The sequence below is a fragment of the Epilithonimonas tenax DSM 16811 genome (genome assembly GCF_000428485.1).
Lineage (GTDB): Bacteria > Bacteroidota > Bacteroidia > Flavobacteriales > Weeksellaceae > Epilithonimonas > Epilithonimonas tenax.
On the sequence record NZ_AUAA01000011.1, the window covers coordinates 1 to 22112 of the forward strand.

Consider the following 22112-nt stretch of genomic DNA (forward strand, 5'->3'; position numbering starts at 1 on the left):
AAAAATAATTTAAGGAGTTCGACATCATTTAACATCCTTCAAAATTATTAATTTTTATCTTTCTCCCCAAGTTTTGGAATTGATCCAAAACAGATCTGGCGCCAATCTCCGCCAAAGCAATGATAGAGGGTAATTGCCCGTAATCTTCCTCCATAAACCGGAAGACCTTGTTGAGTTGTCTGATCTTTAGATTGTACTTGTAGTCGTCCCAATTGCGAAATCCTGAGTTGGGAAGGTCGGCATCTTCCGAATCCGGCGGAAAGAGATTCTCGACGTTGTAGAACATCATCCATTCTGCATTCATAGAGGCTACCAACGCTTTCTGCGCATATAGATAAACGTCACGACGACAATGGTCAGCATTACGCCTACCGTGATGAAGTAGCCATTCTTATGGTGCAGTTCCGGCATATTATCGAAGTTCATTCCATACAGTCCGGCAATGAACGTGATTGGTAAAAAGTAAACCGAATAGATCGCCAAAAGTTTCATCACTTGGTTGGCCTTCTGATCAGACATGGCAAGGAACATAGAGATGAGGTTGGTGGTCTGCGCATTCAAATGGTCATAGTCCGCTGTTACATCCTTTTGTTTGTCAAGAAGATCCATCACCTGTACATCTTCCAGATCCAGCGTTTTGAACTTCGAGATCCATTCGCCGGACATATTCAGGACTCTTGTGTTGAGTCCGGATTTGCGTTTTACTTTATATAGCCTTCGGATCTGCACGGAGTCGTTGGTGTTTTTCAGGAATATCTCGTTCTCCATCGCATCCAGTATTTCCAGAAGATTGCTGCTTTCGTCATCAAAACTCTTCATGATTTTAAGAGCCAACCGCAACGCCAGTTCGTCCCGTTTAACAGTGTCAAAACCTTCTTTATCAAGTTCCGAGCACAGTTCGTTGATACTTTTACTTTTGGTTCTATGCGTCGTAATGATAAGATGTGGAAGCAGAAAAATACCCAGTTTGCTGCTGATATCGCTGATGGTGTTCAGCGTCCGGCGTTCCAGATCCGTCGCTTCACGGGTCAGAAAGAATTTCACATCGCCCACTTCTTCATATTTCGGAAGGTGGTTAGGATCTACTGTATCCTCCAACAACAGATGATTGATGTGGTACCGCTGATGCAAAAAAAGCAGGTCTTCCTCCGTCGGTGCAATCACATCGATCCATTCCCAGTGCTTTGATTTGTATTTCTGTTCTATTGGCATATCGCAAAACTAAATAAAATTACAATGATTTTGTGAAAATAGCCTGCAGAATTTATGGGTCAGCTGTATCTGCCTTCCTCTTCCAATTTTTTTTTGCAGAGGATTTTAGCTCAAATAGAAGGCGAGGGCGAAGCAAAAAAGGATTTTCGTTCAAACCTAACGAATTGGTTCATCGATTCACATAAAAATAAATAGTAAAGTTGACATAAGGCAGGGTGCGCTGCGCAACAATCAACATTTGTCATCCATTCTAGCTTTCAACTGCTTCGGCATTGGAAGAGGAAGAAGCGTTAAGGAATTTTAGAAGAAATTACGGAAAATAAAAATCCACGGTTTGAAGCTGGCGCTGAAAAAACGCTGGCAGCAAGTTTGGATTTTTAAGAATTCATTTAAAATTTAGCTGATTTTCCCAGTCTTGACTTTGCGACCCTTTTGTGTCAAGACAAAAGAACTATCTATTATGTCGTATTTATTTGATTGTGAATCAATCTGTTGTCCAACCTATCAATTCTAACTTCTAATAAAAAAACCTATGTAAGCAATAAAATAATTATTTTTGCAGGTACTTTTAAAATGAAATAATGATCAAAAGTGTAATCTCAGGCGTAGGACATTACGTTCCTGAAAATATTGTAACAAACGATGACCTTTCCAAATTGATGACCACCAATGATGAGTGGATCACAGAGAGAACAGGCATCAAAGAAAGAAGACACCGCAAAAACCGGATAGACGCAGAAGAATCTACGTCCTATTATGGGCTGAAAGCTTCTGAGATCGCACTAAAAAACGCGAAAATGACGGCCAAAGATATAGACCATATTATTTTCGCAACACTGTCTCCGGATTATTACTTCCCGGGTTCCGGTGTTCTTTTGCAGGAGATGTTGGGTTGCGATACCATCGGTGCTTTGGATGTCAGAAACCAATGTTCAGGCTTTGTTTATGCCATGAGCGTTGCAGATGCCTTCATCAAATCTGGCTTGTATCAAAATGTATTGGTGGTAGGCGCAGAGATCCATTCTTTTGGTTTGGATTTTTCGGATGCGGGACGAGGCGTTTCTGTGATCTTCGGAGATGGTGCTGGTGCCGTGGTTTTGTCTGCAAGTGAAGATGAGGACAAAGGCGGAATCCTTGCCGTTAATATGCATTCTGAAGGTAAATATGCAGAAGAACTGGCCGTGAAATTCCCGGGAACCAAATTAGGCTGGAGTGATACCTTACTCTCAAATCCTGATTCTTTGAAGGCTGAAGATATCTATCCGGTGATGAATGGTAACTTCGTTTTCAAACACGCCGTGACGCGTTTTCCGGAAACGATCTTGGAAGCTTTGGAAAAAGCAGGCAAAACTATTGGTGATTTGGATTTACTTATTCCGCATCAGGCGAATATCAGAATTGCACAATACGTTCAACAATTGTTGCATCTCCCAGACGAAAAAGTCTTCGTGAATATTCAAAAATATGGAAATACAACCGCCGCTTCTATTCCAATTGCTCTAAGTGAGGCCATCCTGGAAGGTAGAATGAAACGTGGCGATTTGGTGTGTATGTCCGCTTTCGGAAGTGGTTTCACTTGGGGAAGTGTTTTGTTTGAGTATTAATTGAGGCTTGATAAAAACGAAAAGAGCTATTTGGTTTGCCAAATAGCTCTTTTTTTAGTCATTCATTTGCTTTACGACTTTATCTGATAGCGCTTTCAGCTGCTCTATTTCATCAAGATTTACGTGCATTGCTGTGGCCAATTCCGTAGGGACACAAGTCGCTTTTTCTTTGGTTTTTCGACCTTTTTCTGTCAAATAAATTTTGACGACGCGTTCATCTTCTGTGCTTCGTTTTCTGGTCAGATAACCTTTGGATTCTAGTCTTTTCAGCAAAGGTGTCAAAGTGCCGTTATCCAATTGCAGGATTGCTCCAACTTGATTCACGGTAAGATCATCTTTTTCCCAAAGCGCCATCATCGTAATGTATTGCGGATAAGTCAGCCCAATGTCTTTCAGGATCGGACGGTAACGCTGCATAATCTCACGATGCAAAACATAAACAGAGAAGCACAACTGTTTATCCAATTTTAGTAGATCTTCCATAGGATGGATTATTTCAAATTCATAGGCCAAAATGCTTACATCTGAAAGATGTCAGATTTATTTAGTCATTGCTGACAGTCAGTTTGACTTCGATGTTTCCTCTTGTTGCATTAGAATAAGGACAGATTTGATGTGCTTTTTCAATCAAGTCCTGAGCTTGCTCAATACTGACACCCGGAATGTTAGCATGCAATTCTGCTTCCAGTCCAAAACCACCATTTTCGATTTGTCCAATTCCTACTTTGGCGGTAACGGTTGTTTCGCCAGTTTCTATTTTACCCTGTTTGATGATCAGGTTCAATGCGCTGTCAAAACAAGCCGCATAGCCTGCCGCGAAAAGCATTTCTGGGTTGGCAAAATCATCATTTGCTCCGCCAAGACCTTTTGGCATTCTGACTTCTAAGTCAAGAACGCCGTTGTCACTTTTTACGTTTCCGTTTCTTCCTCCTGTGGCTGTTGCGCCAATGGTGTACAATGTTTTCATTTTGTTGTTATTTTGATTGTTATTTGATGGTGCAAATGTATGACGTCATATTATATTGTGCACAATATAAATAGATGTTTACATCAAAAACGATGATTGATGTAAACTATAAATGTTGTTTTCTGAATTTATAACTAAATAAAATCATAGTAACCATTATCTTTTCCAAGGATTTTCTGATCATCGGTATTCAGCCATCTTTTCAGAACTGTTGCATAGACTTTTCGGAAATCTTCTGTGTAGATCAGATCGCCGTTATTCAGTTTTGTAAGGTCAGGAAGGGCATTCAGAAGTCCTTTTTTCTTTAGTCCGCCGCTGATGAAGAACATTTGGTTGGCTGTTCCGTGGTCGGTTCCGTTGCTTGCATTTTGGGAAACTCTTCTCCCAAATTCTGAAAAGGTCATCACCATCACATCATTGAATTTTCCATTTTCTTTCATGTCTTTCACAAAAATTTCAATTGCTTCATCGATGGCTTTGAATAATTGATTCTGCCTTTGATTCTGATTGGTGTGTGTATCAAAACTCCCAAGGGAAAGGTAATAAACTTGCGTGTTGATATCAGATTTAATGAGCGAAGCAATCGTCTTGAAGTCTTTTCCAATTTGCGTAGCCGGATAAACTTTGTCCGTCGGTCTCGCTTTGCTTTCTTTAAATATATATTCTGAATTGTTGACCGTATTTCCGAGCGTATTGTAAAGGTAACTCGCCAAATCGTGATCGTGATCGTGATTGTCCGCCGCCAGTTTTTTATAAAGCGACTCCTGACTGTTATCGAATAGTTTTTTAGGATCTTTCAAAGCGATTGCTTTTTTGTTTTCACCTTTCATTGCGAGACTTAATAAATCATCAACTTCAATTGCCTGTGTCGGATTTGTGCAGTCGTGGCAAGCTTCATCCAAGTATCTTCCAAGCCAGCCAGAATTGATGATTTCGTGACTGCCACTTGCGGATTGCCAGATATCCATACTTCTAAAGTGGGATTTGTTCGGTTCTGGATAGCCAACGTTGTTCAAGGCCGCCAATTCGCCGTTGTCATATAGTTCTTTGAAGTACCTCAGGCTTGGATTGATAGCCGCTTCATCGGTCAGCAAAAGCGCCAGGTCCGCTTTGATAGAAATCCGATTTCTGGAACTGTAATAGATGTCATTTTTGATGGGAATGATCGTGTTCAACCCGTCATTTCCACCAGAAAGCTGAAGAATGATGAGGGTTTTTCCATTCATCTCAATGGCTTCCGGAAGTGTGAGCGCATTGAGGAAATTTGGGAACAGAAAAGAGGCGGCGGCAAAACTGCTGGTTTTTATAAAGGTTTTTCTATTGATAATCATAATGGCTTATTTTAACAAAGTTGATATTCCGGCGTTGACATGATACTAATCATCAGGTGCTTTCTGCTTTTTTCAGTATTAAACTGATTGATCGTATTTCTGAGTTTTTCGGTTGGATTTGGTAACAGCAGACTGAAAAGATCTTCATCCAAAACCCTGGAAATGCTTTCCCAGTGGATGATGATCTTATGTTGGTTGCTGTTCACGACCACTTTGTTTTCATTTTTTCCCATATTCACGTCGTCATTCGGTTTCGGTTCTACATCTAGGGTTTTATAGCTTGCCATTACGGATGGGATTTTCATTCTTAATAATAGGGTAGAACTGTCTATCCACGCCGTTCCGGATGGCCAGCCGGCGACATTGGGCGGTTGTAAAAGCTGTTGTCCCAGAAGTCTTTCGAAGTTGTAAATCGTGTTTCCATCTTTCGTATCCATCGGCATTATTCTGCGAATTCCTACTATCAAATCAATCGGAGATTTGACTCTTGCACCAATATTCTTTTCAGAATAAAACCAGCTAGAGAGGAAGATCTCATCTAATAAAGTCAAAATGTCATAGTCTGATCCGTAGAATTTCTGGCTCAATGATTTGATTAATTGATCGTCTGGCGTTTCGTTAACAAGGTATTTGTAAATTTTTGTGGTGATAAATTCCGCGCATTCCGGTTTTTCCAGAATCATATTCATAATGTCTCTCCCGGTAAAATTTCCTCGTTTTCCAAGAAATTCTTTTTCCCCAGCATCGTGTTGTTTTAGATTTTCGTGAAACTCGCCATTCTCATCATAACTCCATCCTGTGAAAGCTCTTGCAGACTCTTTGATGTCTTTTTCAGAGTAGAGCTTTCCTCTTCCAAGCGTGAAAAGTTCCATCAATTCTCTGGCGAAATTTTCGTTGGGTTTCGCTTTTTTGTTCTGTTGGTTATTGAGGAAAGTAAGCATCGCCGGCGATTTTGAAACTTCAAAGACCAACTCGCGGAAACTTCCCAGTGCATTCTTCCTGAAAATATTAATAATGTCAAGATTGAAAAGCGATTGCTGGATCCTTGTCGCAAAATGACCGTGCCAGAAAAGCGCCATTTTTTCTCGAAGCTGACTCTGGCTGTTGATCATTAGATCCTGCCAAGCTTTTCCTATGGCTGCATTGTGGTTTTTGTTGTAGAGATTGACTGGTTTTTTATCGCCCGATTTGGCCATTTCCTGATATTGCGGATAAGAAAGTTGATAAGCCGTAATACCGATTGGTTTGTAGTCAGAAACTGATTTTAGTTGCTGGTAAAGTGTTTTATGGCTGGCGGTTTTCAGTTTCTCAATATCATTGTGATGAATGCCAAAACCCGCTCTGGCAAGCAAGTGTTTATTGTGGAGGAAATTATTCATGAGCGTGATATGTTTTTGTTTGACTGTCAAAATCTGCTTTTGTTAAAGCAAGAATGGTGAAAATATGGGTTGGTGAATAAATTTTAATATTTAATTATGATTTTAAAATATTGAAAATTAGAATATTAATTTTGATAATGTTAGATTGATCAAACAATTTGCTTTTTTGGCACGGTATTTACAAGTAAGTACCTTGTAAAATTTAAAATTTAAAAATATGAAGTCTTTAAAACAATTAATATTAGGAGCTGGGATTTTGGCAGGAGGATTATTGTCTGCACAAAGTGCTAATATGACTAATATGTTAAAAGTAGGTTTGAACGGTGGTGTTTCAACAGGTGGAAATACAGCAGCAAATCTAGGTGTGGATTTATCTTACCAGCACTTGGTGACTCCAGGTTTTGGTTTAGGTATTGCGACAGGTTACAATAACTATTTTGGAAAAGATAGAATGCAGAACGGCGTAGAAGTTAAAAATAACGATTTCGGTGTTATTCCTGTTGCTGCACTTTTCCGAGTGTATCCAAAAGAAATGGGATTCTATTTCGGAGCTGATGTGGGTTACGGATTCATCGTTGGAGATGATCAAGTGGCAGAAAATTTCAGTGTAGCAAGACCAGATGGCGGTTTCTACATCAAACCTGAAATTGGTTACCACAACCGTGACTGGAACTTCTTTGCGCAGTACAACAAAACATTTACAGGAGATAAAGGCCAAATTGGTGATCAGGATTATAACGCTGGAGCGATTGGTGTAGGATTCAGTTACAATATTCCATTAGGTAAGTAAATCCTAATTTTTTCATCCTTTTAGGATCGAGGAAATCAAAAAATTTTTCAAAAAACATCAATATATGAAGCCTTCATTTTCGGATGAGGGCTTTATTTTTTAAAAACTTATCATACATCAACATTTATTTTGATTGATTCTAAGTAGATTTGCATCATTAAAAAAATTAAAAAACAATGAAAAAAGTAGCATTACTTGCAGTATTGGTCAGCGGACTGGCTTTCGGACAAACAAAAAAAGTGACAAGCTCAGACGTACACTGGTGGGGTTATAAAATCGCTAAAACAGAAGCATCTTCTCACGACGGAACTGTAAACGTAAAATCTGGAAACCTTGTTCTTAAGAACGGAGCAGTGGTAGGTGGAACTTTCGTATTGGATATGACCAGTTTGACTGCTACAGATCTTACCGGAGAATACCAAAGTAAACTAAACGGTCACCTGAAAAATGGTGATTTTTTCGAAGTGGAAAAATTCCCAACTGCGACTTACAAAATCACTTCTGTAAAGAAAAACACAAACAAAGATTACAACTTTGTCGTGAACGGAAACTTGACAGTAAAAGGAAAAACAGCACCAGTTTCTTTCCCAGCAAAGATCACTTCTGCCAAAGGTCTTGTGACTTTGGAGTCTGACAAATTCTCCTTCGACAGACAGAAATTTGATGTGGCTTACAAATCTACAATGCAAGATGTCATGGTCAAAGATGAGGTGGATATGAAAGTAAAAATCAGCGTAAAATAATTTGACACAAAATAGATAATTTTGAAGAGCAGATTTTTTCTGCTCTTTTTTTGTTGTTAAATTTGAATAATGAAACTTTATACCATCAGCGGTCTCGGCGCAGACGAAAAAGTCCTGGAAAAACTCACTTTCAATCCACGCATTGAGGTCGTTCACATTCCCTGGCTGATTCCAAATCGTAATGAAGAGTTTTCCGACTATGTCACGAGAATGTCAGAATCCATCGATGATTCCGAAGATTTTTATCTCTTGGGTTATTCCTTTGGTGGCATTATCGTTCAGGAAATTCACAAGATAAAACCTGCGAAAAAAATCGTCATTTTGGGGAGTATCCGCTGCGATGCAGAAAAATCAAAACTCATCAGAGCTGGTCAAAAGACCAATGCGATCCAATACATTCCGCTCCGGGTTTTCAGTGACAGCAGCACGGTTTTCTATGCATTTTTCAGAAAATTATTTGATCCCAAAAACCCAAAACTCACACAGTATTTCCGGGTCAAAGATCCGTATTACCTCAAGTGGTCTATGGACAAAGTCGCCCATTGGAAGTTTGATAAGATCCCAGACGTTATTCAGATCCTAGCGGACAAAGACATCGTGTTCCCGCTCAAAAACTCCCAACCGGATTTCGTCATCAAAAATGCAACCCACCTTTTCCCGGTGACCAAGCACAAAGAAGTTTCCGAGATTCTGAAGACGATTTTTGTTTAAATTTGATCCGTGTTTTGGGCAGCTTTTCCGCCTTCCACTCCCAATCTTTTTTGTAGACGATGCCAGTATAAATCGAACTCGAATCACACAAAAAAGGATTTCCGTTCAAGTCGGGCTGCGGATTCGGATCCAAAACCACAGTCAGTATCCAATACATTTTTATCATTCTACAGAAATCGCTATACTATGTAGCTATGTTTCTTTGGTAAGTGTTACGCCCTTGCGAACCTTAAAATATGTTTAATAACTAGTGAAAATTTTTGTGGACTCTTTAGGTTTAATCTTTTTTGTAGCTCAATTCTTGACTTAGTTAAAATTTAAAATTGCATAAACTTCAAAAATCAATTACTTTTACCGCAATCAATTTGTTTTAATGGAATCTATCAGTGTTTTTGATATCATAAAAATCGGAATCGGACCCTCATCTTCCCACACAATGGGACCTTGGAACGCCGCAAAAATGTTTCTGGATCTGGTCCAAAGTAAGCATTCCTTGCAGGATGTGAAAGAAGTCTTCGTTGAGTTTTTTGGCTCCTTGGCAAAAACAGGCGTTGGCCACGGGACAGATATTGCCGGAATGCTAGGCCTCAGCGGCGAAAACTTTCGAACCATTGATACCAATAAGATTGATGACAAAATCAACAAAATAAGAGCAGAAGCACAAATCTTACTAGGTGGAGAAGTTTGGGTGCCATTTTTGTACGGCCATCATCTGATCCTTAACAAGGAAAGATCTTTGGATTTTCACCCCAACGGAATGATCTTTAAAGTCATCTTTGAAAACGGAGAAGAACTCAGTCAGGATTATTACTCAGTAGGTGGTGGATTTGTCGCTACCACAGAAGATAATTCGATGGAAGACCGTTGTGTCCGTACCCTTTATCCTTGCCACCACGGCAGCGACATTCTAAAATATGTCGAAAAACTGAAGCTTGGAAAAATTTCCGATTTGGTTTTTCATAACGAAGAATCCTGGAGAACCCACGAAGAAACACGACAGAAAGCATTAGAGATTTGGGATCATATAAAGGATTGCGTGTACAAAAGCATCAATAAGAAAGGCATTCTTCCCGGCGGACTTAATGTTACAAGACGCGCCTTCGAAATGAATGAAAAACTCCTGGGAACACAGATTTACAAAAATAAAAACGAGTGGTTCGAAATGGTGAAAAACGACCAGAAAACCTTCAGCTCTGTGACCAAATGGGTTTCATGTTTTGCCCTCGCTGTCAATGAAGAAAATGCGTCTTTTGGCAGAATTATTACAGCGCCTACAAACGGTGCAAGTGGCGTGATCCCAGCTGTTCTAATGTATGCGCAGGTTTTCACCGAATTTAATTCTGAAGAAGATATTGTGAGATTCCTCTTGGTTGCAGGCGAAATTGGCACTCTGTTCAAAAAAAATGCGACCATTTCCGCAGCCATGGGTGGCTGTCAGGCAGAAGTAGGCGTTTCATCAGCAATGGCCGCAGCTGGACTTACAGAAATCTCCGGCGGAACGCCAGCGCAGGTTTTGATGGCGGCGGAAATAGCCATGGAACATCACCTCGGTTTGACTTGCGACCCGATTGGCGGTTTGGTTCAAATCCCATGCATCGAGCGGAATTCTATGGGCGCAATGAAAGCTATAACGGCTGCATCTCTAGCATTGGACGGCGATCCTTCGAAAGCAAAAGTGTCTTTGGATAGTGTCATCAAATCGATGTGGGAAACGGCATTGGATATGAATTCCAAATATAAAGAAACCTCAGAAGGTGGTTTGGCTGTTGCCGTGAATGTGGCAGAGTGTTAGTTATTTTGAAGATGATTAATAGTTTGTCAGTCTGAGGTTCTCGAAGACATATAAAATTCAGCGAAGCTTCCATATTGAAGAAAGGCTAAAATATTATAGATCTTCTTTAAAGAAAATTTTCCAATTATTATGTATTTGGAAAAATCCCTTGGATTTTGATTTTTTATGTCTTCGAGAGCCTCAGACTGACATTTAAAAGTCGTGAGGAAATAATTTTAACTAGTGTTTCTAATGCCTCGGATTATACTTTTATTAGTTTCACTATCTATCTTCCCAATATTAATTTTCTGTAATAAGGAATTGTTAAAAAAGAAGTCGTTTTGTTATCAAAAATAAAAAGTGTATCTTTGCATCAATTATTAGACGATCTTTTTAAATGAATTTATTTACGGAATCCAATCTTAGCGCTGAAGTACTTCAGGCGATTGGCGACCTCGGCTTCGTAGAGCCGACAGAAATCCAAAAACAGACTATTCCTTTTATCTCCACAGATACACGCGATCTTATCGCACTTGCGGCAACAGGAACAGGCAAAACAGCAGCGTTTTCGCTTCCGATTTTGGATATGATAGACGACAAAAGTCGTAAAATCCAATTTTTGGTCCTTTGCCCTACTAGAGAACTTTGCCTCCAGATTACCAAAGACATCAAAAACTATACTAAATACCTTAGAGACATCAAGACTACAGCAGTCTATGGTGGAAGCAGTATTATGGATCAAATCAAATCTCTTAGAGACAAACCACAGATCATCGTGGGAACTCCAGGACGTGTGATTGACATGATCAACAGAAAAGCATTGGACTTTTCTGAAGCACAATGGGTAGTTTTAGACGAAGCTGACGAAATGCTTTCTATGGGTTTCAAAGATGATTTGGAAACCATACTTAGAGAAACGCCAGATACAAAACAGACATTCCTTTTCTCTGCTACAATGAGCAAAGAAGTAGAACGTATTTCTAAAAACTATTTGACAACACCGCACAGGATTTCTGTTGGGTCTGTCAATGAGGTAAAGAAAAACATTCTTCACGAATTTTATGTGGTAGGTTACAGGCAGAAGAAAGAAGCTCTTAAAAGACTTATCGATGCCAATCCAAACCAGTATTCTATCATCTTTTGTAGAACAAGAATGGAAACTCAGGAGGTTGCAGACTTCTTGATGCAGAATGGTTATGCGGCAGATGCCCTTCACGGTGATCTTTCTCAGGCTCAGAGAGATACGGTGATGAAGAAATTCAGACTGAAAAACATCGATATTCTAGTCGCTACAGACGTGGCGGCCAGAGGTTTGGATGTGGACTCTTTGACGCACGTGATCCATTTCTCTTTACCAGATGATCCGGAAGTTTTCGTTCACAGAAGTGGAAGAACAGGACGTGCTGGTAAAAACGGGATCTCCATGACCTTGGCAAAACCAGAGGAAAGCAGAAAAATGAAACAGATCAAGGCGGAAACCAAGATCGAGATGGTAGAAAAGAAAATCCCTACCGGAAAAGAAATTATCAAAGCTCAGGTAGGTGGTGTTTTCGAAAAATTATTGACAGAACATGTAGATGTTATTGATTTTGACGAAAGCTTGATCCCAGATCTTTCAGCGTTTACAAAAGAGCAGTTGGTGAGCCAGTTATTGCAATTCCAATTGAAAGAAATGGCACTTTACTACCAGAATAGTAATGATCTTGCTGATCAGAAATTCGGTGCTGGTAGAGACGAGAAACCAGGAAGAAGAGACAGAGATGGCAGAGACAGAGACAGCAGAGACAGAGACAGCAGAGGATCCAGAGATGGTGGTTCTTTCCGAGACAGAGATAATAGAGGAGACCGTGGAGGCGATAGAAATGGCGGTAGAGACCGTAAGCCAAAACGTAACAATGAAGATATGGTAAGATTTTTCTTCAATCTTGGAAAAAGAGACCAATTGAAGAAAGTTGACATGCTGGAGATCATTAATAAAGCGACTTCTAAATCCAAGAAAAGAGCTGACATCGGCGAGATCGAAATTCTTGACAAATTCAGTTTCTTCGAAATTGAAAAGTCGTACAAGAATGAGGTTATGGATGGATTGACTAGTATGAAGTTTCGGGGAAAAGAAATGAGAGCAGAAGTAGCTCAATAAGTAAAAAAACAGAAAGTTAAATAAAAATGAAATACGTAAAAACCTGCTAATCAGCAGGTTTTTGTGTTTTTTAATCTTAATAATTAATTAACATAAAAATTTCCGTTGCCTTTTGTTTTTTGGTCATATTTGCACAAATTAAACAAAAATAATGGGAATAGGTAATCTTTTCAGAGCGTTTCAGCCTAAGGATAAAATCTTTTTTGAACTGTTTCTTCGTGTGGCAGACAACTTGGTAGAGATGTCAAAAACATTTCACGACGGATTGCTGGAATTTGATATCAATGATGAAACGTTGTTGAATCAAATGAGTGATTACGAGCATAAATTAGACGATTTGACTCACGAGATTTATGTGCAGCTAGGTGAAAACTTTATAACGCCGTTTGATAGAGAGGATATCAACTATTTGGCTTCTGGATTGGATGATATAGCTGATTATATATACGCTTCTGCAAAATATATTTACTTATATAAAAGCCCGGAAAATAAAGTTTACACAGAGTTTTCTCTTTTGATCTACAAATGTTGTATCGAAATCAAGAAAGCGTTGGAAAACTTAAAAGATTTCAAAAATCCAAATGAGGTTAGAGAATCTTGCATCAAGATCAATTCTTACGAGAATATCGCAGATGATGTTTTGAGCCAGGCTATCGTGAAGTTATTTGAGACCAATGATGCATTGTTGATTATCAAACAGAAATCGATCCTGGACTATCTGGAGATCGTTACAGACAAAGCAGAAGATGTTGCCAACACCATGGAGAGCATAGTTATCAAATACGCTTAAAAAGCAGTATCAAAAAATAAACGAATGGATTTTCCAATTCTACTCATTATCATTATCGCTCTTGCGTTAATATTTGATTATATCAATGGTTTTCACGATGCAGCTAACTCCATCGCAACCATTGTTTCCACAAAAGTACTGTCACCTTTTCAAGCTGTCCTTTGGGCCGCATTTTGGAATTTTGCAGCGTTTTTCATTGCCGCGTACGTCGTAGGCGAATTCAAAATTGGTAATACGATTGCCAAAACGGTGGATGAGAATTTCATCACCCTGGAAGTTATTTTTTCGGGTCTTATCGCTGCCATTGCTTGGAATCTATTGACTTGGTGGTTTGGAATCCCATCCTCATCATCCCACACGTTGATCGGTGGATTTATCGGAGCAGCATTGATGCACGCTTTGATCACGGATTATCATTTGATCGCGATCACACATCCAGATTATTCATTCTTCGAAAAGGCCTATCAGGCATTTGTGCAGCTTTTTACGCAGAATGTGGTCAAGTACAAAGTGGTCATCCCTATTTTCTTGTTCATCTTTATGGCGCCGCTTATTGGTATGGCGATTTCTATTATCATCACCTTGATTATCGTTAATATCTGTAAAAGAGCGAATCCACATAAAGCGGAACGTGTTTTCAAAAAGTTACAGTTGGTTTCTTCAGCCTTATTTAGCCTTGGACATGGGACCAATGATGCCCAGAAAGTAATGGGAATCATAGGAGCAGCGATGATCTATTTCCATGTGAACATGATGAAAGATCCATTGTATCTTAATATTCCGGAAGCTGAAAGATTCAACTTCTTTGCAGAACATTATCTTTGGGTACCAGTAGTTTCATTCTTAGCAATCGCTTTGGGTACAATGAGTGGTGGTTGGAAGATCATTAAGACGATGGGAACCAGGATTACCAAAGTGACGCCATTAGAAGGTGTAGCTGCGGAAACAGCAGGGGCAATCACGCTTTTCATTACAGAACAATTGAGAATACCTGTTTCTACGACACACACTGTGACAGGAGCAATCATAGGCGTTGGATTGACAAAAAGAGTTTCAGCCGTAAGATGGGGAATTACCGTAAGTTTGCTTTGGGCTTGGATTCTTACGATTCCTATCAGCGCGATTGTTGCAGGAATTACTTATCTTCTTGTGGTATTGATTTTTTAAATTTTAAATCAATTATTAAAAATACAGCTTTCCAGTTTTGGGAAGCTTTTTTTTATGACCAAAATGCGACATAAAACCTCAAAAACAAGATTCAAAATCTTGGTAAAACATTTTTAAAAATTGTATTTTTGCGTCAAACAAGTTTTTAAATGGAGTTTCTAGATCAGTATCAAAAAATTGTAGCAGACGCTATCGAAAAATACACTTTTACCAATAAGCCGGATGAGTTGTACCATCCAATGAATTACATCATCTCTCACGGTGGCAAGAGGCTTCGTCCTATTATGTTGCTTATGGCTTGCGATCTTTTCAAAGGTGATTTGGAAAAGGCTTTGAAACCATCTTTAGCCATCGAGTTTTTCCATAATTTTACCTTGATCCACGATGATATTATGGATGAAGCACCATTGAGGAGAAACAAACCAACAATCCACACTCTTCACGGAATTAATGTTGGAATACTTTCCGGCGATGCCTTGCTGATCAAAGCGTACCAATTCTTTGAAGATCTGGAACCGGAATTATTCAAAAAATGCATCAAAATATTTTCTGAAACTGGCGCTGTTCTTTGCGAAGGTCAGCAGTTTGATATCAATTTCGAAAATATGTCGAATGTGACATACGATGATTATATCCAAATGATCACTTTCAAAACTGGGGTTTTGAGTGCCTCTTCTTTTCAAATCGGAGCACTGATTGCAGGAGCGTCGGAAGAAGACGCAGAAGCGATGTACAACTTCGGAAAACACATCGGGATTGCTTTCCAGATTATGGATGATTACCTGGATGTCTTCGGAAATCAGGAGCAGTTTGGCAAAAAGCACGCTGGTGATATATACGAAAATAAGAAAACCATTCTTTATCTATTGGCTCTGGAACACGCCAATCCTGAAGAGTTATCTGAACTCAATTATTGGTATTCGAAAAAAACAGATAATGTTGACAAAGTTTACAGCGTCGAGAAGATCTTCCGGAGAACAAAAGTGGATGACAAAGTTCTTAGACTGATTCAAAAGCACAACGAGATTGGACAAAGTTTCCTTGACACCATTAATCTTCCAGATGAGAAAAAATTACCATTCCGAGAATTGGCAAATTACCTCTTGAGAAGAGAATCTTAATATAATAATGTATCAGTTTGCCAGTCCAACAATAATTTTTAACATTGGTAAAGTTATACATTGATAATTGGTTACATTTTAAAGAAATGAAATTCAGGACAGAAGTAGATATTAATGTAAGTGAGAGAAAAATAGGAACGGATGATTGCATCTTTTCTATGGGATCGTGTTTTGCGGCGGAGATGCACGAGAAATTTTCCGAAGGTCAAATCCAGTCTTTGAACAATCCTTTCGGGACGATTTTCAATCCGTATTCTATTAACCATGCGATTCAGCAGATTTATGATGCTAAGGAATATCAGGAAAACGATTTGATTCTGGCCAATGAAAATTACATCAGCCTGGATCATCATTCCTCTTTTGATGCGCGGTCTGCCAAACAATCATTGGAATTAATCAATAGAAAAATTGAAGAAGCCAACCAGTTTTTGCAGAACACCAGTTTTGTAATCATCACATTCGGTACGTCTTATATTTATGAATTTCTACCGAAGAAAAAACTGGTAGCCAACTGTCACAAGATTCCGCAGAAGTTTTTTGAAAAGCGGTTTCTAGGCCATCAGGAGTTAACGGAATCTATCATCAAAACAATTGATATTCTGAAAGATATTTGTAAAAAAGATGTTCAGATCTTGTTCACCGTTTCGCCGGTTCGTCATACAAAAGATGGTATTGTTGAGAATCAATTAAGTAAATCGAAACTTATGACTGCCATTCACGAGTCTATTTCGGGTAAGGAAAATTGCCATTATCTTCCAATTTACGAGTTGATGATGGATGATCTCCGTGATTATCGATTTTATAAGGATGATATGATTCATCCCAATTCTCAGGCTGTACAGTACATCTGGGAAAAGTTTGGAAATGCTTACTTTACAGATGAGACCAAGGTTTTCATTAATGAAAATAATAAAATCCTTGCGGCACTGAATCACAAAACCAATGACGATAAAAATCCTAAATATCAGGAATTTTTACAAAAAATCAATCAAAAAATCCTTGATCAGCAGAAAAAGGTGAAGCATAAAATATTTGGATGATAGTTGTTGGTTATTAGTGGATAGCACTCTTCTGATAGCCCACAACAATCAACCAACAACTAATAAGCGAAAAATGATAGATACACATACTCATTTATATTCCGAGCAATTTGATGAAGATCGTGAAGAGATGATCCAGCGCGCGATGGACAAAGGCGTGGAGCAATTTTTCCTTCCGGCAATTGACTCCGAAACACATCAGAAAATGCTTCTTTTGGAAACCGAATATCCTGGCAAGATCTTTTCTATGATGGGACTGCATCCTTGTTCTGTGCAGCCAGATTCCTGGGAAAACGAGTTGCAACTGGTGCAAAATTATTTTAATCAAAGAGATTTTGTAGCCATTGGTGAAATTGGGATTGATCTGTATTGGGACAAATCAACTTTGGATATTCAAATTAATGCTTTCGAACAACAGATTGATTGGGCAATTGAAAAAGATATTCCGATTGTGATCCACTCCAGAGATAGTTTTGATGAGACGTTTGAAGTTTTGGAGAGAAAAAAACATCCAAAATTGCGCGGCATTTTCCATTGTTTTTCTGGAAATCTTGAACAAGCCAATCACGCCATAGACCTTCAGTTTGTTTTAGGAATTGGTGGAGTAGTAACATTTAAAAATGGAAAGATCGATCAATTCCTGAATCAAATTCCGCTGGATAAAATTGTTTTGGAGACAGATTCTCCTTATCTCGCGCCTGTTCCTTGTCGTGGTAAAAGAAACGAAAGCTCATATATGGAATTGATTGCTGGAAAATTGGTTGATATTTACGGAAAAGATTTTTCTGAGATTGATAGGATCACGACAGAGAATGCTTTAAAAATATTTGGTTTCAATCAATCATAAAATACGTCTTTAAAATAAAAAAAACCGGACATTGCTTCCGGTTTTTGTTTTATTTTTTTCTGTAGAAATTGCTTTTATTTTTAGGCTTTTCTGTGCGTTGGCCAGTTCCACCAGTTCTTGGCCTTGGATTGAAAGGCTTGTTGTTACTGTCTCGCTTTTGTTCCACAAGATTGTTTGTGTGGTAAGGATGATCCTCTACAACCGGAATTTTCTTCCCAATCAGCTTCTCTGTGTTTCTAAGATTCGCAAGATCCAAAGCATCTACGAATGAGAAAGATGTCCCCTCTGATCCTGCTCTTCCTGTTCTTCCGATTCTGTGAACGTAGGTCTCGGAAACGTCTGACAATTCGTAGTTCACCACATATTTCAGTTCGTCAATATCAATTCCTCTTGCAGCAATGTCTGTCGCAACCAGGATTCTTGTTCTTTTCGATTTGAAGTTGGATAATGCGTTTTGTCTGGCATTCTGAGATTTGTTTCCGTGGATGGCTTCTGCAGATATGTTGGACTGATGAAGTCTTTTTACGATCTTATCAGCGCCATGTTTGGTTCTTGAAAATACCAGGACCTGATCAAATTTTGGATCTTCCAAAAGGTGGATCAAGAGGTCTGTTTTGTTACCATTATCTACAAAGTATATACTTTGCTGGATCGTATCTGCAGTTGAAGAAACTGGCGCAACCTCTACTCTTACTGGATTTACCAATATTTCAGCAGCTAGTTTTGCGATCTCCTTCGGCATGGTGGCAGAGAAGAAAAGGTTTTGTCTTTTTACCGGAATCAGTTTCAAGATTTTTTTCACATCGTGAACGAATCCCATATCCAGCATTCTGTCCGCTTCATCCAGAACAAAAATTTCCAAATGATGAAGTTTTACAATACCTTGGGAAATAAAATCTAATAACCTTCCTGGAGTAGCGATTAGAATATCAACACCTCTTCTGAGTTGTGTTTCTTGCTGATGTTGTTTCACGCCTCCGAAAACCACCAAAGATTTTAGTTTAAGATGTTTTCCGTAATCCTGGAAGTTTTTTTCAATTTGTATGGCTAGTTCACGCGTGGGTGTCAGGATCAATGCTTTGATCTGATTTCTATGTGGTTCTTTTGCAGAAGATAGATTTTGTAAAATAGGGATGGCGAATGCCGCTGTTTTCCCTGTGCCTGTCTGTGCACTTCCCAAAAGGTCTCTGCCTTGCAGAATAGATGGAATTGCTTTTTCCTGTATTGGTGTCGGCTGCTCGTAGCCTTGTGCTTTTAATGCATCTAATATTGGCTTGATTAAGCCTAATTCGTCAAAATTCAAATGGAATATTTTATTTAATTTAAAAAAAGTAAAAATTCCTTCTTATATTTAGGAGGAATTAATATGATACAAAGGTAATCTATTTTAAATAAAGTTAGAAATAACAATTATTTAACTTTTTCCCACTTCTGATTTTTCTTCAGCTCAGTCATATAGGTGTAAAGTGCTACCAGTTTTTCGGGTTTTTCCCCTGCAGATATGGCGATGTCTTTCTTACTTCCGTCTGAGAAGAAGATTCTGAGATGGCTTTTAGAAGCATCCATTATTCGTTTGTCAATGTAGCTGTCTTTCAGTGTTTTTACATTCGCGGCATCCGTTAATAAGGTCAATTTTTGATAATCTTCTGCATTGATGACAGATTTGAAGGTGCCTTCTCTTGGTTTGTCCAAGTCACTTCGGCCTTCTCCTTGGGAAAAATTGTAATGCTCCGCTTCCAAAACTGCATTTCTCTCGCTATCGATAGTCATTTTAAAAATGGGGCAAAATCCGAAACACGGTCCGACTTCATATTCTATTTTAGAATATTTGGAAACCTGAGAAGTGGTGCAGGACATTAGTCCTAAGATCATTACAAGGCTTAATAAATATTTCATTGTGCTTTTTTTTTGATGTAATTGTTTTAATAGTTGTTCCGAAAAAAACAAATTATTTAAAATGATATCCCAAACCGATTTGGAAGAAACTAATTCTATTTTAAAAACCAGAAGTATTGGAATCAAATAATCCGAAATGATACCTGCCCCCGAAATGAGTCTGTGAAAAGGAAATCGAAAATGTTGATAAAAATAAAATTGTAAAAAGTTTTTTCATCACTATAGTTTTTAACTTTTATCCATGCAACTTCTTCCAGATCGCATCCTTCAGTTCCTGAAGATTTTCTCCGGTGACGCCAGAGAAAAATAGGGGTTGTCTGTTCTCCGGAAATTCTGCTGCAATTTCTTGTTTCAATTCATCGTCCAAAAGATCAGATTTTGAGACAGACAGGAGAAAATCTTTGTCCAAAAGTTCAGGATTATATTCTTTCAGTTCGTTTTCGAGAATTTTAAATTCCTGAAAATGACTTTCGGAATCTGCAGGGATTAAGAATAATAAGATGGAGTTTCTTTCGATATGTCTTAGGAATCTGTGTCCCAGACCTTTTCCTTCTGCTGCACCTTCTATGATTCCGGGAATATCTGCCATTACAAAAGATTTGTAATTACGCCATTCCACAATGCCCAGATTCGGTTTCAAAGTCGTAAATGCATAATCTGCGATCTTTGGTCTTGCGGCAGAAACAGATGATAAAAGTGTAGATTTTCCGGCATTTGGGAAACCGACTAATCCAACGTCAGCAAGCAATTTCAATTCAAAAGTGACAAAACCTTCCTGGCCGTCCATTCCGGGTTGTGCAAATCTTGGCGTTTGGTTGGTAGAGGATTTGAAATGCTCATTTCCTTTTCCCCCTTTTCCGCCTTCCATCAGAATGATTTCCTGCCCGTCTTCCAGGATTTCGCCAACGATTTCGCCTTCTTCATTTCTGGCGATAGTTCCCATTGGAACATCGATGTAAACGTCCTCACCGTAAGCACCGGTCAGCTGGTTTTTTTGACCGTTATGGCCACGTTCTGCTTTGATGTGACGCGTGTATCTAAGGGGTAGAAGTGTCCATTCGTGAGCATTTCCTCTCATGATTACGTGACCGCCACGTCCGCCGTCGCCACCATCCGGACCACCTTTTGGGATGTATTTTTCTCTACGAAGGTGAGCCGATCCAGCACCGCCGTGACCGCTTTTACAATGGATTTTTACGTAATCTACGAAATTTGACATATTGTTTGGGATTATAGACAAATAGAGAATAGATTGTAGACTGATAAAAAAGTCCACCATCTATTCTCTAAAAAATCTAAGTTTTATTTAATTTTTTCTACTTCGGCGAATAGTTTTTCAGAGATTTCGGAGATGTCGCCAACGCCAATTACTTCTGCATATTTGCCTTGATTTTTATATAATTCTGCAACTTCTGCAGTTTTGGTGTAATATTCTTTGATTCTATCTCTGATGATCTCTTCTTTAGAATCGTCTGTTCTGCCACTGGTTTCGCCTCTTTTCAGAAGTCTTTGTACCAGAACTTCGTCATCTACTATCAAAGAGAGACAAACACTGATCTCAGCATTTAACTCTTCTTTCACAATGCTTTCCAAAGCGTCTGTTTGAATGGCCGTTCTGGGAAATCCGTCAAAAATAAATCCTTTGGTTTCTGTCGGTTTTCTCAATTCGTCCACTAGCATATCGATCGTCACTTGATCCGGAACCAATTGCCCTTTGTCGATGTATGACTTTGCTAATTTTCCCAGTGCTGTATCATTTTTCATATTGTAACGAAAAAGATCTCCTGTAGAAATTTGTTTTAGATTATACTTCTCAATCAAATGCTGAGCTTGGGTTCCTTTTCCACTTCCCGGAGGACCAAAGAGAACAATATTGATCATATTTCTTTAATTTATTTAGATTTATTTCTTTTTATACGGTGTAGAAATTAGTGGTTGATTCTACCTTCTTCCAATTGGTACAGGTCCGGTAGGTTTCTGCCTAATTCATCATAATCCAATCCATAGCCCAGCACAAACTTGTTAGGTATTTCTTTGGCCACATAATCTACGATAAAATCTTTTTTGAAAACATCGGGCTTCAGAAGTAGAGAAGCTACTTTTAAAGATTTTGGACGTTGGGTATTTTTAAAATATTCAAAGAGATTCTCTAAAGTGTTACCTGTATCCACAATATCTTCCATCAGGATAATATGACGATCCATCACATCCTTCGTTAGTTCCATTTTTTTATAAACAATTCCTGTAGATTGCGTTCCAGAGTAGGAACTTACCTGTAGAAAAGCGATTTCGCATTTACCAGGATAATATTTTAAAAAATCTGAGAAAAACATAATCACACCATTCAGAACACCAATGAAAATTGGGGTTTCATCTTTGTAATCTTCGTAAACTTTCTCTGCTAGATTTTTTATAATTGCCTGAATTTCATCGTGTTTCAGGTAGGGTACGAAACTTTTGTCGTGAACTTGTATAGACTCCATATGTATTTCAAAGTGCAAAAATAAGATTTTTAAACCAAACCGCCCATTTTCTTTTTTTAATAGCTTTTTAAAGTGCATACAAAAGAGTAATACAATTTAATTATCTATATTTGCGTTACG

22 protein-coding genes are annotated in these 22112 nt (G+C 38.6%); 11 read left to right on the top strand and 11 right to left on the bottom strand.

Annotation, left to right across the window (positions count from 1 at the left end):
• Positions 1-28 precede the first annotated feature (28 nt).
• Together F564_RS0107170 and F564_RS0107175 are read right to left on the bottom strand one after the other, a co-directional pair.
• On the bottom strand, positions 29-304 hold the full coding sequence (locus tag F564_RS0107170) for an endonuclease/exonuclease/phosphatase family protein (protein ID WP_028122024.1): 276 nt from the start codon (positions 302-304) through the stop codon (positions 29-31).
• A gap of 5 nt (positions 305-309) precedes the next feature.
• On the bottom strand, positions 310-1212 hold the full coding sequence (locus tag F564_RS0107175) for a magnesium transporter CorA family protein (protein ID WP_028122025.1): 903 nt from the start codon (positions 1210-1212) through the stop codon (positions 310-312).
• A 581-nt stretch (positions 1213-1793) separates the two neighbouring features.
• On the opposite strand from F564_RS0107175, the gene F564_RS0107185 reads away from it, so the two are divergent.
• On the top strand, positions 1794-2816 hold the full coding sequence (locus F564_RS0107185; RefSeq protein ID WP_028122026.1) for a 3-oxoacyl-ACP synthase III family protein: 1023 nt from the start codon (positions 1794-1796) through the stop codon (positions 2814-2816).
• Positions 2817-2870: 54 nt separating this feature from the next.
• On the opposite strand, the gene F564_RS0107190 is transcribed toward F564_RS0107185, so the two are convergent.
• The 4 genes from F564_RS0107190 to F564_RS0107205 form a co-directional block, all read right to left on the bottom strand.
• Positions 2871-3299: a MarR family winged helix-turn-helix transcriptional regulator gene (locus tag F564_RS0107190; protein ID WP_028122027.1), complete on the bottom strand. Its 429-nt coding sequence runs from the start codon at positions 3297-3299 to the stop codon at positions 2871-2873.
• Positions 3300-3360: 61 nt separating this feature from the next.
• On the bottom strand, positions 3361-3783 hold the full coding sequence (locus F564_RS0107195; RefSeq protein ID WP_028122028.1) for an organic hydroperoxide resistance protein: 423 nt from the start codon (positions 3781-3783) through the stop codon (positions 3361-3363).
• Positions 3784-3917: 134 nt separating this feature from the next.
• Complete coding sequence (locus tag F564_RS0107200) at positions 3918-5114, bottom strand: DUF1501 domain-containing protein (protein ID WP_028122029.1); 1197 nt, start codon at positions 5112-5114, stop codon at positions 3918-3920.
• An 11-nt stretch (positions 5115-5125) separates the two neighbouring features.
• Positions 5126-6493, bottom strand: a complete 1368-nt coding sequence (locus F564_RS0107205) for a DUF1800 domain-containing protein (RefSeq protein ID WP_034981041.1) — start codon at positions 6491-6493, stop codon at positions 5126-5128.
• A 217-nt stretch (positions 6494-6710) separates the two neighbouring features.
• Here F564_RS0107205 and F564_RS0107210 point away from each other — a divergent pair, with 217 nt between their 5' ends.
• The 10 genes from F564_RS0107210 to F564_RS0107255 all read left to right on the top strand — a co-directional run bounded on the left by F564_RS0107210 (position 6711) and on the right by F564_RS0107255 (position 17613).
• Complete coding sequence (locus F564_RS0107210) at positions 6711-7283, top strand: porin family protein (RefSeq protein ID WP_028122031.1); 573 nt, start codon at positions 6711-6713, stop codon at positions 7281-7283.
• Between the two features lie 176 nt (positions 7284-7459).
• Positions 7460-8026 (top strand): YceI family protein, encoded by a 567-nt coding sequence (locus F564_RS0107215; RefSeq protein ID WP_028122032.1) that lies wholly within the window; start codon positions 7460-7462, stop codon positions 8024-8026.
• A gap of 69 nt (positions 8027-8095) precedes the next feature.
• On the top strand, positions 8096-8737 hold the full coding sequence (locus F564_RS0107220; protein WP_028122033.1) for an alpha/beta hydrolase: 642 nt from the start codon (positions 8096-8098) through the stop codon (positions 8735-8737).
• Positions 8738-9110: 373 nt separating this feature from the next.
• Positions 9111-10529 (top strand): L-serine ammonia-lyase, encoded by a 1419-nt coding sequence (locus tag F564_RS0107225; protein ID WP_028122034.1) that lies wholly within the window; start codon positions 9111-9113, stop codon positions 10527-10529.
• Positions 10530-10905: 376 nt separating this feature from the next.
• Complete coding sequence (locus tag F564_RS0107230; RefSeq protein WP_028122035.1) at positions 10906-12648, top strand: DEAD/DEAH box helicase; 1743 nt, start codon at positions 10906-10908, stop codon at positions 12646-12648.
• 151 nt (positions 12649-12799) lie between these two features.
• A complete protein-coding gene (locus F564_RS0107235) occupies positions 12800-13438 on the top strand; it encodes a DUF47 domain-containing protein (RefSeq protein WP_028122036.1) in 639 nt (212 codons plus the stop codon).
• A 24-nt stretch (positions 13439-13462) separates the two neighbouring features.
• Positions 13463-14605, top strand: a complete 1143-nt coding sequence (locus F564_RS0107240; protein ID WP_028122037.1) for an inorganic phosphate transporter — start codon at positions 13463-13465, stop codon at positions 14603-14605.
• Positions 14606-14754: 149 nt separating this feature from the next.
• On the top strand, positions 14755-15726 hold the full coding sequence (locus tag F564_RS0107245; RefSeq protein ID WP_028122038.1) for a polyprenyl synthetase family protein: 972 nt from the start codon (positions 14755-14757) through the stop codon (positions 15724-15726).
• Positions 15727-15812: 86 nt separating this feature from the next.
• Positions 15813-16766: a GSCFA domain-containing protein gene (locus tag F564_RS0107250; protein ID WP_028122039.1), complete on the top strand. Its 954-nt coding sequence runs from the start codon at positions 15813-15815 to the stop codon at positions 16764-16766.
• A 73-nt stretch (positions 16767-16839) separates the two neighbouring features.
• Positions 16840-17613 carry a TatD family hydrolase gene (locus F564_RS0107255; protein WP_028122040.1) on the top strand — a complete coding sequence of 258 codons (774 nt, stop codon included), beginning with the start codon at positions 16840-16842 and terminating at the stop codon, positions 17611-17613.
• Positions 17614-17662: 49 nt separating this feature from the next.
• On the opposite strand, the gene F564_RS0107260 is transcribed toward F564_RS0107255, so the two are convergent.
• The 5 genes from F564_RS0107260 to hpt form a co-directional block, all read right to left on the bottom strand.
• On the bottom strand, positions 17663-18916 hold the full coding sequence (locus F564_RS0107260) for a DEAD/DEAH box helicase (RefSeq protein WP_028122041.1): 1254 nt from the start codon (positions 18914-18916) through the stop codon (positions 17663-17665).
• 107 nt (positions 18917-19023) lie between these two features.
• Positions 19024-19509, bottom strand: a complete 486-nt coding sequence (locus F564_RS0107265) for a DUF6438 domain-containing protein (protein ID WP_028122042.1) — start codon at positions 19507-19509, stop codon at positions 19024-19026.
• A 235-nt stretch (positions 19510-19744) separates the two neighbouring features.
• Positions 19745-20728 carry a GTPase ObgE gene (obgE, locus tag F564_RS0107270; protein ID WP_028122043.1) on the bottom strand — a complete coding sequence of 328 codons (984 nt, stop codon included), beginning with the start codon at positions 20726-20728 and terminating at the stop codon, positions 19745-19747.
• 83 nt (positions 20729-20811) lie between these two features.
• A complete protein-coding gene (locus F564_RS0107275) occupies positions 20812-21390 on the bottom strand; it encodes an adenylate kinase (protein ID WP_028122044.1) in 579 nt (192 codons plus the stop codon).
• A 47-nt stretch (positions 21391-21437) separates the two neighbouring features.
• Positions 21438-21992 (bottom strand): hypoxanthine phosphoribosyltransferase, encoded by a 555-nt coding sequence (gene hpt, locus F564_RS0107280; protein ID WP_028122045.1) that lies wholly within the window; start codon positions 21990-21992, stop codon positions 21438-21440.
• Between the last annotated feature and the right edge of the window lie 120 nt (positions 21993-22112).